Origin of the sequence: Caulobacter sp. 17J80-11 (genome assembly GCF_014349105.1) — a bacterium.
In the GTDB taxonomy this organism is placed as follows: Bacteria; Pseudomonadota; Alphaproteobacteria; order Caulobacterales; family Caulobacteraceae; genus 17J80-11.
In genome coordinates, this window is sequence record NZ_JACSJI010000007.1 from 125,058 (window position 1) to 138,590 (window position 13,533).

Consider the following 13,533-nt stretch of genomic DNA (forward strand, 5'->3'; position numbering starts at 1 on the left):
CGCGTGCTAAGCGCGCGCCATGACTCAATTCACCCCTTCCATGGACTTCGGCCTCGGCGAGACCGCCGACGCCATCCGCGAAACGACCGCCCGGTTCTCCGCCGACCGGATCGCCCCGCTGGCGGCCGAGATCGACGAGACCAACGCCTTCCCGCGCCAGCTGTGGCCCGAAATGGGCGACCTCGGCCTGCACGGCATCACCGTCGAGGAGGAGTGGGGCGGCCTGGGCCTGGGCTACCTCGAGCACGTGGTGGCCATGGAAGAGGTGTCGCGCGCCTCGGCCTCGGTCGGCCTGTCGTACGGCGCCCACTCGAACCTGTGCGTCAACCAGATCCGCCGCTGGGCCAACGACGACCAGAAGCGGCGCTACCTGCCCAAGCTGATCTCGGGCGAGCACGTCGGCGCCCTGGCCATGTCCGAGGCCGAGGCCGGCTCGGACGTCATCTCCATGAAGCTGCGGGCCGAGAAGAAGGGCGACCGCTACGTCCTGAACGGCACCAAGTTCTGGATCACCAACGCCCCGCACGCGGACACCCTGGTGGTCTACGCCAAGACCTCGCCGGAGGACGGCAGCCGCGGCGTGACCGCCTTCCTGATCGAGAAGGACATGGCCGGCTTCAAGGTCAGCCGTAAGCTCGACAAGATGGGCATGCGCGGCTCCGACACCGGCGAGCTGGTGTTCGAGGACTGCGAAGTCCCGGAAGAGAACGTCATGGGCCCGATCGGCGGCGGCGCGGCCGTGCTGATGAGCGGCCTGGACTATGAGCGCGCCGTCCTGTCGGCCGGCCCGCTCGGCATCATGCAGGCCTGCCTGGACGTGGTCCTGCCCTACGTCCGCGAACGCAAGCAGTTCGGCCGCCCGATCGGCAGCTTCCAGCTGATGCAGGGCAAGATCGCCGACATGTACGTCGCCCTGAACTCGGCCCGCGCCTACGTCTACGCGGTGGCCAAGGCCTGCGACGCCGGCAAGACCACCCGCTTTGACGCCGCCGGCGCCATCCTGATGGCCTCGGAAAACGCGGTGAAGACCTCGCTGGAGGCCATCCAGGCCCTCGGCGGCGCAGGCTACATCAAGGAGTGGCCGGTGGAGCGCTTCCTGCGCGACGCCAAGCTCTACGACATCGGCGCTGGCACCAACGAGATCCGCCGCTTCCTGATCGGCCGCGAGCTGCTGGGCGCGTAAGCGTCATCGGGCGCCGCGCGCTCCGGGGCGCGGCGCCCATCCCCTTTTCGGGGGAGCCGCCGGGACCTCTCACCGTTTCGCGAGTTTCACCCCCGCGGCGCATCCGCCGCGCGAGACGCTCGCGAAAGGTCGGACGGCGGATGAAGGCCAGCCAAGGACGAGGCGAAAGCCACTGGCAGGGCCCCCACGACGGCCGCGACTTCTCGGTCCTGATCCGTACGCTCGGCGAAGGCGACGGCGAACGCCTGCCGGTCGCCGAGATGGTTCACACCTTCGCCGGCCGGGGCTTCGGCGCGATCATGCTGGTGATCGCGCTGATCAACCTGTTGCCCCTGCCGCCAGGCGGCACCACCATCACCGGCCTGCCGCTGCTGCTCCTGTCGCTGGAACTGGCGCTGGGCGGCGGCCTGTGGCTGCCGCACAAGGTGATGGACGCCTCGGTGTCGCGCTCCGCCTTCCGCAAGGGAGCCGAGAAGGTCATGCCGGCCGTGCGGGTGGCCGAGCGGCTGTCCGACCAGCGGATGAGCTGGCTGGTCTCGGGCGTGGGCGAGCGGCTGATCGGGATCGCCTCGGTGATCCTGTCGCTGGTGCTGATCCTGCCCATACCGCTGGGCAATCTCGTGCCGGCCCTGGCCATGGCCCTGTTCGCCTTGGCCATCATGGAGCGCGACGGGCTGATCGCCCTGCTCGGCTGGCTGGCGACCGCGATCGCCGCGGGCCTGCTGGCCCTGGTCGGCAACGCCGCCTGGGACGGCGTGCAGGCGGTGGTCGACGGCCTGTTCCACGCCGGAACCGGCGGCTGACCGGGCCGTTCCGCCTGTCCCACCAGTAACCGCGGGAGGCTTACATGCCCGCCAAGTCCAAGGCGCAACAGGAGGCCGCCGGGATCGCCCTGTCGGCCAAGCGGGGCGAGACGCCCAAGAGCGAACTCAAGGGCGCGTCGAAGTCCATGTACGAGTCCATGAGCGAAAAGCAGCTCGAGGAATTCGCCCACACCAAGCGCGCCGGCAAGCCGGAGCACGTGTCGGACCGGAAGTAGGGCGCCGGCCATTTCGGCCCCTAAAACGCTCACTTCACCGTCAGCGCCTGCTTCATTCCCGGGTGGAAGCGGCAATAGACGTTGATCGTCCCGGCCTTCTTCACGACCGTCTCGGCGCTGGTCTTGGGCTGCATGTCCAGGTCGAACGATCCGTCGCGCGCGGTGGCGGTGTGGCGGAACATGTCCTTATTCACATAGCGCACCGTGTCGCCGACGTGCACGTCGGCCGGCGCGGGCCCGAAGGCCATGTCGGCGATGACGACCGTGTGCACCTTGGGCGCCGTCGCGGCGGACGAGACCGCCGCGACCGTCACCCAGCCCGCGGCGATCAGCAGCCGCGCGAAGCCGAAGCCGCGGCGGGCGCTCACTTCAGTTCTCCGCTCAGGTGCTCGGCGTGCATCTCGTGTTCCTGGAACAGCTTCAGGCCGGTCTGCAGCAGCGACTTCAGCTCGGCGTTCGACGCGTCCGGGATCAGCGTGCCGGCGAGCGCTCCGTTGACGGTCTTGTGGTAGGCGACCTCGTTGGCGACGTAGGCCTTGTCGAAGGCCGGGCCGCTCAGCCTGGCGAGCTCGGCGCGCTTGGCCTCGGCCTGCCTAGTCAGGGCCTGGCTGGTCGGGTTGTCCTGGGGCGTTACGCCCAGCTTCTTCACCAGGGCCAGCGCCTGGTCGTTCACCGCCTTGTGGTCGCGCACCATCTCCTCGGCGAAGGCGCGGACGTCGGGGTTCTGCGACTTGTTCAGGGCCTGCTCGCCCGCGGCGACGTCGATCGCGCCGGCGGTGTAGGCGATGTGGGCGATCTGGGGATCGGTCGGCTTCTGGGCCCGAGCCGAGACGACGGCCGGAACGGCGATGGCGAGGGCGGCCGCGAGGCCGAGGCGGTTGAACATGGGGCGTCCTCCTTGAGACGCTCCATTGGAGGAGGGGGCCGCTCGAAAGGTTCCCGGGGGTGCGCGCCGCTTGGAGGCGAATTGCGGGAACCTTAGAGTCCGCGGCCGCATCCAATGGTGCGAGTTCCGGGAAAGCCCATGCCGATGCCAGTCAGCCACGCGCACGCGCTGAACTACGACGACCTCGACGAGGCCGAACTGGTCGCCCTGGCCCGTGCGGGCCGACGCGAGGCCTGCCGGGTGATCGTGCAGCGCTGCAACCAGCGCCTGTTCCGGGTCGCGCGTGCGGTGGTCCGCGACGACGCCGAGGCGGAGGACGTGGTGCAGGCCGCCTACCTGCAGGGCTTCGCTAAGCTGGACAGCTTCCGCGGCAAGGCGGGGCTTTTGACCTGGCTGACCCGCATCACCCTGAACGAGGCGCGCGGCCGGCTGCGCCGCCGCCGCCCGACCGTCGAGCTGGAGGCGGTCGAGACCGCCCAGCGCCAAGGAGCCGAAATCGTGTCCCTGTCGGCCGCCCGGCCGGAAAGCCCGGAATCCGAAGCCGCCCGCGCCCAGATCCGCCGCCTGATCGAGCGCGCGGTCGACGATCTGCCCGAGCCGTTCCGCGTGGTGTTCGTCATGCGCGAAGTGGAGGAGTGCACGGTCGAAGAGACGGCCGCGAACCTCGACCTCAAGCCCGAGACCGTGAAGACCCGCCTGCACCGGGCGCGCCGGATGCTGCGCGCGGCCTTGGACGAGCAGCTGTCCGCCACCACCAGCTCGGCCTTCCCGTTCCTGGGCACGCGCTGCGAGCGCATGACCGCCGCGGTGCTGGCCCGACTGCCCGCCCAGCCCGAGGACTGAGCCTTATGGCGCGGTCGAGCGTTCCAGCAGCAGCGCGACCTGTTCGGGCTGCACGATGGCGGGCGGCTGCAGGCCGTAGTTCACGGCGATCGGCACGCCGCCCGCGAGCTCCAGAGCGCTGCGGCCGGGCATGGCCAGCATGTAGATCTTGTCGTCGTTGGCCATCGCCTCGCGCACCCGCTGCTCGCTGGTGAACAGGGCCAGGGCGTCCGTGCCCGGCCGGATCGGGGCGGTCCAGAACGACACGTCGGTCGAGCCGGCCTTGGCCGCGGCGTAGCCTTCCTTGTTGGTGACCAGATAGACCTTCGAGGTCAGCAGCAGCTCGCCGAAGGCGCGCTCGCTCGCCTCCGAGGGGTTGCGCGCCATGGACACTAGACGCCGCTCCAGTTCGTTGGCCGGCGCGATGAACGGCCGTTCCAGCAGGATGGTCTTGTTGTAGGCGAGCGCGTAGCGGCGCTGGGCGTCGGTCAGGCCGGCCTTGAGCTCGCGCGGGCGCAGGTCGCCCTTGGCGATGGCGGCGCGAGCGTCGGCGACCGCGTCGTCCGGCGTCGGCGCGGGCGCAGGCGCGGCGGCGGGAGGCTTGGCCAGGTTTTGGGCGGGGTTTTGGGCCGGGGCCGGAGCCGGGGCGGGCGCGGCGTTCGCCGCCGAACCGCCGGCCAGCAGGGCGAGGGCGAGAAGAAGGGAACGGGTCATCGGCAACCTTGGGCGTCGGGCGGCACCGTGCGCGTGGACGGCGCCGCTGGCAAGGACGCCAAGCGCCGCGCCGCCGCGGATTAGCCGCCGATCTTCTGCAGCAGGCTTTCCGCCTGGGCGGGCTGGATCACCGCCGGCGGGCGCAGGCCGGGATTGATGGCGACCGGCAGGCCGCGCGCCAGCCGCAGGGCGTCGCGCCCGCTCATCGTCACCCAATAGATCGTCGGCTCGTTGGTCAGCGCCTCGCGCAGACGATCCTCGCTGGTGAAGACCACCATGGCCTCGGCGCTCGCGCCCACCGAGGTGCGCCAGAAGGGCGGGCGCGCCTCGGCCTGACCTTCCTTGGTGGTGACCAAATAGACTTTCGAGGTCAGGAAGGCGTCCTCGAACGCCTGGCTGGTCAGCGGCGACGGCGTGCGGGCCAGGGCCAGGAGGGTCTCCTCCAGCGGATTGCCGGCGGTGATGTACGGCCGCTCCTGCGAGAGGGTGCGGTTGAAGGCCACCGCGTAGCGTCGGCCTTCCTCGGTCTTCGCCTGGGCTGGATCGCGTTGGCGGAAATCGCCGATCGCCATGGCCATGCGCGCGTCGCGCCGGGCGCTGGTTTCCAGGGCGGAGGAGGCCAGGACCGGACGGTCGGCCCGCACGCGCGAGTCGGCGAGCGCGCCGGAGCTGACCCCGAGCAGCAGCGCCGCGAGCAATCCGGCTTTCTTCAACACGAGGCGTCCTCCCACAGCGCAGCCTACAGTAGCGCTTATACGGCGACCCCCGAAATGCGAAAGGCCGCCCCGTCGCCGGAGCGGCCTTTCCATTGTCGACCGCGATGCGGTCTCGAACCCTTGCTTACGCGCGGACCTCGGAAACGAGGGCCAGGGTCACGATCTCAGCACCGCGTTTGAGACAATGAGACACTGGGTCACCTCCTTTCAGCTGTTGAACAGGAAGTCGAAGGTGGGCCTTCCCGACCTCCGGCGCAATGGTTTCGCGTCACAATGGTTGAAGGCCAGCGAGGTTGAACGGGCCCGCGCCCAGGCGTACCAGCGCTCTCAGCAGAGCGGAGCCCGCCCCATGTCGCTGCGTATGCCCCAGAACCTCAGCAACCAGCTCCAGTTCGAGACCGGCGCCAGCATCCTCGACGCCGAAATCCTGGCCGAACGGGCTGCGGCGCTCGGCCGCGCCGGCCGGAAGGTCGAGCAGGCGATGGTCGCGCTGAAAGCCGCCGCGAGCGGCGACGCCGGCCCGATGGGGCACGCGGCCGAGGCGGTCTACGAGTACTTCATCCTGCGCGAGCTCAGCGGCTTCTGTGATCACAGCGAGGCGATCGAGGCCTACCAGATCCCGCGCGCGGTGATCGCCCGGCTGGGCGCGCGCTAGGGCGGACGAACCGAAATCCTCGCCCTTCGACAGGCTCAGGGTGAGGATTTCGACTGCGCTTCAGTAGCCCTCATCCTGAGCTTGTCGAAGGACGAGGGCGGGCCGACGCGCTCGCGCTAGACTCCCGCCATGACGACTCGCTGGGACCCGACCCAATACGACCGCTACAAGGCCTGGCGCGAGCGGCCGGCGAACGACCTGATCGCCCAGATCCCGGCCGACCTCCGGCCGCGCGAGGTCTGGGACCTGGGTTGCGGCACGGGCGAGCAGGCGGCGCTGTTCAAGCGGCGCTGGCCCGACGCCGAGGTCTGCGGCCTCGACACCAGTCCCGACATGCTGGCCAAGGGCGCGGCGCGGCCGGAGGCCGTGCGCTGGGTCGAAGGCGACGCCGGGACCTGGACGCCGCAGCGGCCGGTCGACCTGATCTTCTCCAACGCGGCCCTGCAGTGGCTGCCCGACCATGAGGCGCTGTTCCCGCGCCTGGCCGGCCTCCTGGCCACCGGCGGGGTGCTGGCCTGCCAGATGCCGGTGTCCTACGTCGGCGACCAGCACCGCCTGCTCCGCGAGACCGCCGCCGACGGCCCGTGGGCCGAGCGGCTGGCCGGCGTGATCGGCGTGCGTCCGTTGGGCGAGCCGGCCGACTATTACGCCTGGCTGGCCCCGACGTGCGCCAGCGTGGACGTCTGGACCACCACCTACCTGCACGCGCTCGAGGGCGAGGACCCGGTGCTGGAGTGGATGGCCGGCACGGGCCTGCGGCCCTACCTGCAGGCGCTCGCCTCCGAAGCGGAGCGGTCAGGATTTGTGGACGCCTACCGGGCGCGGCTGCGCGCGGCGTTCCTGCGGCGCGCCGACGGGGTCACCCTGTTCCCGTTCCAGCGCCTTTTCCTGGTCGCCCGCCGGGCCTAGCGCGCGGCCGAAGTCTCCGGCTTCGGGCCGTACAGGGCGCGCAGCGCGTCCAGGGCGGCGGCGTGATAGATGGTGGCGTGGGTCTCGTTGGGCCGCGGCGCGTAGCTCCACTTGAGCCCCGAGGGCGGCTTAGCCTTCAGCGCCGCGACTACGTCGTCGATCCTGGCCTGCATCTCGTCGCCCTCGTCGGCGACGGTCATCCAGAGCGTGCGCTCGGCGCCGTCGTGCTTGGCCAGCAGGGCTGGGGCCTCCGCCGCCAGGGCGCCGCCGTCCCACCACAGGCTGGGGCTGATCGCGACATAGCGGTCGAACATGCCCGGCTCGCGCAGGAAGGTCTCGAGCACGAACAGGCCGGCCAGGCTCTCGCCCATCACGGCGCGCTCGCCGTCGGCGCGCCAGCGCGCCTCGACGAAGGGGATCACCTCGTCGGCGACGTAGCGGCGGAAGTCGGCCGACGCTCCGTGGGTCGGCCAGCGCTTCACGTACGCCGGGTCGGCGCTGCGGGTGGTCAGCTCGTGCCTCCGGTCGACGGTCTCGATCCCGACCACGATCAGGTCCTGGGTGGTGCCCGAGATGGTGCCCAGCTGGGCCAGGCCGCTGATGTGGTGGAAGTCCTGGTCCTCGCCCCCGTCGATCACGTAGAGCACCGGATAGCGCGCGTCGCCCTTGGCGTAGCTGGGGGGCACGTAGACGTTGATCCGCCGCACCTCGCCCAGGACCTTGGACGGCAGCTCGAACGAACGGCCGATGACGATCGGCCGGCCCTCGTCAGCCTTCGCGGCCGGACCGGCGATCGCCGGACCGCCGAGCAGCAGGACCGCGCACAGGACGACGGCCGGGCTCGATGTACGTCTGAACATTCGCTGTCCCCCAAACTTCGATCCTGCGGGGGACAGCCGAGTCTGGCAACCGCGTTCGCCGAACGCCCGGCCTCAGCTCCGCGAGGGGGCGGGGGAGGGCTGGCGGCGTCGAGCCGGGGCGGGTTTGGCCGGCTTCTCGCCGGAGCGGCGGAACCAGCCCTTGGGCTTGGCGGCGGCGACGTCCAGCGGCGCGTCGGGGCTGACCGGGGCGACCAGGGCGGCGGCGGCGGCGTGCTTTCGCCGGCGCAGGGTCGGGACCGGGCCGTCCAGCTTGGCGAGCGCGTGGACCGTTGCGGTGTAGCCCGCGGCGACGGCCGGCTCGTAGGCCTTCCAGTCGCGGATCTCGACGCCGGCCGGCTCCGGGATGACCAGCAGGTCGGTGGCGCTGCGCGCCTCCATCAGGTCGGCGCGGGTCGACAGGGTGGCCGAGCGCATCATGATCGAAACGATCGGCGGCCCCCTGCGCCACTCGCCCGTCGCGATCCAGCGCAGCCACGACTTCGGCGGTTCCAGGGCCTTCGGATCGACGCTGCGGGCGCGGCTGACGTCGACGCCCACCACGGGGCCCAGGTGCCAGGCGCGCATCAGCCCCACCGGGAAGTTGTTGATCACCGCCCCGTCGACCAGCACCTGGCCGTTCTCCAGCACCGGCGGCAGCACGCCCGGCAGCGAAATGGAGGCGCGGAGCGCGTGGCGCAGCGAGCCCGTGCGGTGCACGACATAGCCGCCGGCGGTGATGTTGGACGACACGCAGTAGAAGGGCCGCCACAGGTCCTCGATCTGGGCCTCGCCGTAGTGCTCCTCCAGCCGGCGGTCGACCTTGCGGCCGCGGGTCATGGCGATGCGCGGGAAGGTCAGGTCATCGACCGGGCTGGAGTCGACGAAGGCCTTGCGGATGCGGTCGTCCAGCTCGTCCTGGTCCCAACCCATGGCGACGCCGCCGCCCACGATGCCGCCCATGGACGAGCCGCCGATGAAGTCGATCGGCACCTTGGCTTCCCGAAGGGCCTGGATGGCGCCGATGTGGGCGTAGGCGCGCGCGCCGCCGCCGGACAGCACCAGGCCGACGGAGGTCCCGGTCAGCACCCGGGCGATCCGCTGGGCGTCCCCGCGGTCGTCGGCCCGAACGTGGAACCAGCGGGCCGGGTTCTTGGCGTCCAGCCAGGCGCACGTGCCCTTGGGGCGCACGGTGTCGGGCCGGTGGATCAGGATCAGGTCGACCAGCCGGTGCTCGTCCAGCGGCGCGGCCGCCCACAGCCGCTCGTGCGGGGCCGGGTCCTCGGCGCGCCCGACCAGGAACAGCCGGTCGACCTGGCGGGCGACCAGGTGCGACCAGGCGACCTCGCCACGCTCGGCCACGTAGAGCACGTAGTCGTGGCTCTCCTCGACCGCCGAGAACCAGGCCGCGGCCGAGCGCAGGGCCTTGGAATCGATCACCTGGACCCTGGAGCCCTGGGAGCGGACCTCGGCGGCGACCTGCTCGACGAAGCCCCGGCAGGGGTGCTCGGCGCAGCCGAGGAAGCCGAACACCGTCGGCTCGGCCGCGTGCGCGCCGGTCTGGCGGGCGCGCAGGATCATCAGCCGCGCCAGCTCGGTCATCAGCTCCGGCATCTGGCGCGCGGCGGCGAAGAAGGCGTCGCGGGGCAGGGCGATCAGCTCGCTGTCGCGCAGCGCCACGACGGTGGAGGTGTGCGGCGTGCCGGCGATCAGCGCCATTTCACCGACCGGCTCGCCGGGCTTCACCACGCCCAGCAGGTGCGGGTCCTGGCCTTCCTCGCGGCGGAACACGCCCAGCCGTCCGACCCGCAGCAGATAGACCGCGTCGGCGGCCTCGCCGGCCGAGAACAGGCGTTCGCCGCCAGGCAAGGAGAACCAGTGCGCGTCAGGCGCCGCCTCGAACAGGCGCGCCAGCGCGCTCTCCACCGTGTCGGAGCGTCGGTCGTGGGCCATGGACGGAAACTAAGGCGGTTTCGGATTCGTCGCGATGAAATCGTGCGCACCGGGCGCCCTGACAAGCCCGCCGGCTTGCCAAACCGCCACGCTTGGAGCGACGAAGGGGGCGGATGCTCTCGCCGCTGATCTTCATCTTCGTGCTGTTCGCCGTGGTCGCCATCTCGAGCGGGCCCGGGGGCCGCGCCGTGCGCTACTTCGCGCTGGTGCTGCTGATCGTGAGCGGCCTGTCGTTGATCGCCTACGCCGTCATTCCCATGGGGCGGACCTTCACGTGGGCCTCGGTCGCCCTGGACGGCGCGATCCTGGCGGCCGCGCTCTGGCTCTACTGGCGCGACCGCGCGCTGTGGGTCGGCCTGCAGGTCGTCGTGCAGACCATCACGACGGTGGTGGACTTCATCCACTACGCCTTCATGCCGAAGGGCGCCTGGGGAGCCGCCTGGTGGGCCCAGTGGTGGCTGATCAGCGTGCTGGTCTACCTGCAGCTTGGCATTTTGGTCGTCGCGGCGCTGCGCCGGCATTTCGGGCCGCCGTACCCTGTGCCCCGAAAGCTGCAACCCGCCCGCGCCGGTTGAATCCGGAAGCCCACGAGCTCCCGTCGAACGCGGGTCGGCTAGACGCAAGCGCCGCCGCAAGGCATCAATTCGGGGCAGGGGGCGCACGCCGTGGCGACAGATCTCAACCAACCCAGGGTGTTCAAGGCGTCCCGCCTGTCGGGCTTCAGCCTGCTGTTCTGGCTCATGATGGTCGCCGTCTGGCGTTTCCGCGGCGAGACGGGCTGGGATCCCCGCACGGACTGGGTCCATGCCGTCGAGGCGGGCGCCTGGGCCGCCGCCGGCGCCTGCTGCCTCGTGGTCGGCTTCGTCGACGCGCTGTTTCCGGCCCGCCTGACCTACGGACCGCAGGGGCTTTCCTGGACCCGCCTGGGCAAGCGGACCCGGCTCGCCTGGTCCGAAGTCCGGGCGTTCAAGGTCGTCCGGCAAAGCGTCGGCTTCGACTACGCCGACGCCCGTCGTCCCGGCCGCCTGCCGGGCGGACTGAAGATCAGCGCCCACGAGCTGGTCACCCAGCTGAACCAGGCGCGCGCGCGCTGGGCGCCCGTGATCGCCGCGGCGGGCCTTCCGTCGGCCGGGGAACCCCGCTATGGCGGGCCCCATGCCGAAGTTGACCTCCTCGATCGATCCGAAGTCCGAAACCTTCAAGGCCAACCGCGCTCACAACGAAGCGCTGGTGCGCGAGCTGCGCGAGAAGGTCGCTAAGGCCGCCCTGGGCGGCCCTGAGGCCTCCCGTCAGCGTCACGTCAGCCGCGGCAAGCTGCTGCCGCGCGAGCGGGTCGAGCGGCTGCTGGATCCCGGCGCGCCCTTCCTGGAAGTCGGCCAACTGGCCGCCGGCGGCATGTACGACGACGAGGCCCCGGCCGCGGGCGTGATCACCGGCGTCGGCCGCGTTTCCGGCCGCGAGGTCATGGTCGTCGCCAACGACCCGACGGTGAAGGGCGGCGCCTACTTCCCGATGACGGTGAAGAAGCACCTGCGCGCCCAGGAGATCGCCGCCGAGAACCGGCTGCCGTGCGTCTACCTGGTCGACAGCGGCGGCGCGAACCTGCCCCACCAGGCCGAGGTCTTCCCCGACCGCGAGCACTTCGGGCGGATCTTCTACAACCAGGCCCGCATGTCGGCGAAGGGCATCGCCCAGATCGCCTGCGTGATGGGCAGCTGCACCGCCGGCGGCGCCTATGTCCCGGCCATGTCGGACGAGACCGTCATCGTCCGCAACCAGGGCACCATCTTCCTGGCCGGCCCGCCGCTCGTGAAGGCGGCCACCGGTGAGGTGATCTCGGCCGAGGACCTGGGCGGCGCGGAAGTGCACGGCCGCCGCTCCGGCGTGGTCGACCACGTGGCGGCCAACGACGAGCACGCGCTGGAGATCGTCCGCTCGATCGTCGGCAACCTGAACACTGTCAAGGACGTCCCGCTGGACGTGCGCGACCCGGTCCCGCCGGCCCACGATCCGTCCGAGCTGTACGGCATCGTGCCGACCGACGTGCGCGCCCCCTACGAAGTGCGCGAGGTGATCGCCCGCATCGTCGACGGCTCGTCCTTCGACGAATTCAAGCCGCTGTACGGCACGACCCTGGTGTGCGGCTTCGCCCGCATCTGGGGCTATCCGGTCGCCATCCTGGCCAACAACGGCGTGCTGTTCTCGGAGAGCGCGCTGAAGGGCGCGCACTTCATCGAGCTGGCCTGCAAGCGCAAGATCCCGCTGGTCTTCCTGCAGAACATCTCGGGCTTCATGGTGGGCGGCAAGTACGAGGCTGGCGGCATCGCCAAGGACGGGGCCAAGCTGGTCACCGCGGTCGCGTCCGCCGAGGTGCCGAAGTTCACCGTGCTGATCGGCGGCTCGTTCGGGGCCGGCAACTACGGCATGAACGGCCGCGCCTACGGCCCGCGCTTCCTCTTCACCTGGCCGAACTCGCGCATCTCGGTGATGGGCGGCGAGCAGGCGGCCAGCGTGCTGGCCACCGTCAAGCGCGACGGCATCGAGGCCAAGGGCGGCGAGTGGTCGAAGGCCGACGAGGAGGCCTTCAAGGCCCCGATCCGCGAGCGCTACGAGCAGGAAGGCAGCCCGTACTACGCCACCGCCCGGATGTGGGACGACGGGGTGATCGATCCTGCCCAGACCCGCGACGTGCTGGGCCTGGCCATCTCGGCTTCGCTGAACGCGCCCGTGCCCGAAACGACGTTCGGCGTGTTTAGGATGTAATGCTGAAGTCCTCGCCCTTCGACAGGCTCAGGGTGAGGACTTCGTCGGATCAGTAGCCCTCATCCTGAGCTTGTCGAAGGACGAGGGCGGACCAGGAGCGCCAGCGCGATGTCCGACTTCCCGATCACCGACCCCTGGGTGGAAGAGCCCGCCCCGGACCTGGAGACCACCAAGGTGCTCCTGGACGCCAGCCCGTCGGGGGTGGCCTTCGTGATGATCAACCGGCCGCAGAAGAAGAACGCCTTCGACGCCGCCACCATCGCGGCGCTGCGCGAGGCGTTCGAGACCCTGCACGGGGCCGACCACGTGCGGGTGGTGTTCGTGCGCGGGGCGGAGGGCGTGTTCTGCGCCGGGGCCGACCTGGAATGGATGCGCGACTCCGCCGACTGGACCGAGGCCGACAACCGCGACGACGCCCTGCAGCTGGCCCGCATGCTGAAGGCGCTCTACGACATCCCCGCCCTGACCGTGGCCCTGGTCGAGAAGGCCGCCATGGGGGGCGGCGCGGGCCTGGTCGCCGCCTGCGACATGGCCGTGGCCACCCGCGACACGAAGTTCGCCTTCTCGGAGGTGAAGCTGGGCCTGATCCCGGCCACCATCAGCCCTTACGTGGTCGACGCCATCGGCCCGCGCCAGGCCCGGGCGCTGTTCAGCACCGGCCGGGTGTTCGACGCCGAATACGCCCGCCAAATCGGCCTGGTGACCGAGGTCGTCCACGACTCCGAGGCGCTGAACGCGCTGCAGGAGCGGCTGGCCGGCGAGATCATGGCCTGCGCGCCCGAAGCCATCGCCGAGTCCAAGCGGCTGGTCTGGGACGTCTGGGGCCGGCCGATCGACAACGCCCTGATGGACGACACCGCCCGGCGCATCGCCAAGAAGCGGGTCTCGCCCGAGGGGCGCGAAGGCGTCCGCGCCTTCCTCGAAAAGCGCAAGCCCAGCTGGATCGCGTAGGCCGGTTCGCCGAACCGCGGACCTTCACGGTTGACGACTCCAGCCTAGCCGTTATGCCCTGCGCTGATCGACGATCAGCGAGGGC

The 13,533-nt window shown here is 70.8% G+C and carries 16 protein-coding genes and 2 pseudogenes; 12 read left to right on the top strand and 6 right to left on the bottom strand.

The genetic code is table 11. The features are described 5' to 3' along the window. The first annotated feature begins 19 nt into the window (after positions 1 to 19). From H8B08_RS09540 to H8B08_RS09550, 3 genes are all read left to right on the top strand, one after another. The gene (locus H8B08_RS09540) at positions 20 to 1,183 is read left to right on the top strand and encodes an isovaleryl-CoA dehydrogenase (protein WP_187449956.1); all 1,164 of its coding nucleotides are present in this window, start codon (positions 20 to 22) and stop codon (positions 1,181 to 1,183) included. A gap of 140 nt (positions 1,184 to 1,323) precedes the next feature. Further along, a complete protein-coding gene (locus H8B08_RS09545) occupies positions 1,324 to 1,986 on the top strand; it encodes an exopolysaccharide biosynthesis protein (RefSeq protein WP_187449957.1) in 663 nt (220 codons plus the stop codon). A gap of 44 nt (positions 1,987 to 2,030) precedes the next feature. Then, a complete protein-coding gene (locus H8B08_RS09550) occupies positions 2,031 to 2,222 on the top strand; it encodes a DUF3008 family protein (protein ID WP_187449958.1) in 192 nt (63 codons plus the stop codon). A gap of 29 nt (positions 2,223 to 2,251) precedes the next feature. On the opposite strand, the gene H8B08_RS09555 is transcribed toward H8B08_RS09550, so the two are convergent. Beyond that, positions 2,252 to 2,590, bottom strand: coding sequence for a cupredoxin domain-containing protein (locus H8B08_RS09555; RefSeq protein ID WP_222934390.1), 339 nt, complete (start codon positions 2,588 to 2,590; stop codon positions 2,252 to 2,254). Next, positions 2,587 to 3,108 (bottom strand): DUF4142 domain-containing protein, encoded by a 522-nt coding sequence (locus H8B08_RS09560; protein ID WP_187449959.1) that lies wholly within the window; start codon positions 3,106 to 3,108, stop codon positions 2,587 to 2,589. The genes H8B08_RS09555 and H8B08_RS09560 overlap by 4 nt, the downstream gene beginning before the upstream one ends. A 138-nt stretch (positions 3,109 to 3,246) precedes the next feature. On the opposite strand from H8B08_RS09560, the gene H8B08_RS09565 reads away from it, so the two are divergent. After that, a complete protein-coding gene (locus H8B08_RS09565) occupies positions 3,247 to 3,951 on the top strand; it encodes an RNA polymerase sigma factor (RefSeq protein ID WP_222934391.1) in 705 nt (234 codons plus the stop codon). Between the two features lie 3 nt (positions 3,952 to 3,954). Here H8B08_RS09565 and H8B08_RS09570 read toward each other — a convergent pair whose 3' ends face one another. Together H8B08_RS09570 and H8B08_RS09575 are read right to left on the bottom strand one after the other, a co-directional pair. Further along, complete coding sequence (locus H8B08_RS09570; protein WP_187449960.1) at positions 3,955 to 4,644, bottom strand: SseB family protein; 690 nt, start codon at positions 4,642 to 4,644, stop codon at positions 3,955 to 3,957. Positions 4,645 to 4,724: 80 nt separating this feature from the next. Continuing rightward, on the bottom strand, positions 4,725 to 5,360 hold the full coding sequence (locus H8B08_RS09575; protein ID WP_187449961.1) for an SseB family protein: 636 nt from the start codon (positions 5,358 to 5,360) through the stop codon (positions 4,725 to 4,727). A 349-nt stretch (positions 5,361 to 5,709) separates the two neighbouring features. Here H8B08_RS09575 and H8B08_RS09580 point away from each other — a divergent pair, with 349 nt between their 5' ends. The 3 genes and pseudogenes from H8B08_RS09580 (at position 5,710) to H8B08_RS09585 (ending at position 6,924) form a co-directional block, all read left to right on the top strand. Continuing rightward, entirely contained in the window at positions 5,710 to 6,015 is a 306-nt protein-coding gene (locus H8B08_RS09580) for a DUF6665 family protein (RefSeq protein ID WP_187449962.1), read from the top strand. A 15-nt stretch (positions 6,016 to 6,030) separates the two neighbouring features. Next, positions 6,031 to 6,116 (top strand): annotated as a pseudogene (locus tag H8B08_RS19545) (hypothetical protein); the annotation flags it as partial. 28 nt (positions 6,117 to 6,144) lie between these two features. Next, positions 6,145 to 6,924 carry a methyltransferase domain-containing protein gene (locus H8B08_RS09585; RefSeq protein ID WP_187449963.1) on the top strand — a complete coding sequence of 260 codons (780 nt, stop codon included), beginning with the start codon at positions 6,145 to 6,147 and terminating at the stop codon, positions 6,922 to 6,924. On the opposite strand, the gene H8B08_RS09590 is transcribed toward H8B08_RS09585, so the two are convergent. Both H8B08_RS09590 and H8B08_RS09595 read right to left on the bottom strand, forming a co-directional pair. Continuing rightward, a complete protein-coding gene (locus H8B08_RS09590) occupies positions 6,921 to 7,784 on the bottom strand; it encodes an alpha/beta hydrolase (RefSeq protein WP_187449964.1) in 864 nt (287 codons plus the stop codon). The two genes, H8B08_RS09585 and H8B08_RS09590, sit on opposite strands and share 4 nt — an antisense overlap. A 72-nt stretch (positions 7,785 to 7,856) precedes the next feature. Then, a complete protein-coding gene (locus H8B08_RS09595) occupies positions 7,857 to 9,734 on the bottom strand; it encodes a patatin-like phospholipase family protein (RefSeq protein WP_187449965.1) in 1,878 nt (625 codons plus the stop codon). A gap of 113 nt (positions 9,735 to 9,847) precedes the next feature. Here H8B08_RS09595 and H8B08_RS09600 point away from each other — a divergent pair, with 113 nt between their 5' ends. The 5 genes and pseudogenes from H8B08_RS09600 to H8B08_RS09615 all read left to right on the top strand — a co-directional run bounded on the left by H8B08_RS09600 (position 9,848) and on the right by H8B08_RS09615 (position 13,448). Next, positions 9,848 to 10,309, top strand: a complete 462-nt coding sequence (locus tag H8B08_RS09600) for a hypothetical protein (RefSeq protein WP_187449966.1) — start codon at positions 9,848 to 9,850, stop codon at positions 10,307 to 10,309. 90 nt (positions 10,310 to 10,399) lie between these two features. Continuing rightward, positions 10,400 to 10,993 (top strand): hypothetical protein, encoded by a 594-nt coding sequence (locus tag H8B08_RS09605; protein ID WP_187449967.1) that lies wholly within the window; start codon positions 10,400 to 10,402, stop codon positions 10,991 to 10,993. Continuing rightward, positions 10,890 to 12,497 (top strand): carboxyl transferase domain-containing protein, encoded by a 1,608-nt coding sequence (locus H8B08_RS09610; RefSeq protein WP_187449968.1) that lies wholly within the window; start codon positions 10,890 to 10,892, stop codon positions 12,495 to 12,497. The genes H8B08_RS09605 and H8B08_RS09610 overlap by 104 nt, the downstream gene beginning before the upstream one ends. 7 nt (positions 12,498 to 12,504) lie before the next feature. After that, positions 12,505 to 12,584: pseudogene (locus tag H8B08_RS19550) on the top strand (hypothetical protein); the annotation flags it as partial. 21 nt (positions 12,585 to 12,605) lie between these two features. Beyond that, the gene (locus H8B08_RS09615; protein ID WP_187449969.1) at positions 12,606 to 13,448 is read left to right on the top strand and encodes an enoyl-CoA hydratase-related protein; all 843 of its coding nucleotides are present in this window, start codon (positions 12,606 to 12,608) and stop codon (positions 13,446 to 13,448) included. Positions 13,449 to 13,533: the final 85 nt, after the last annotated feature.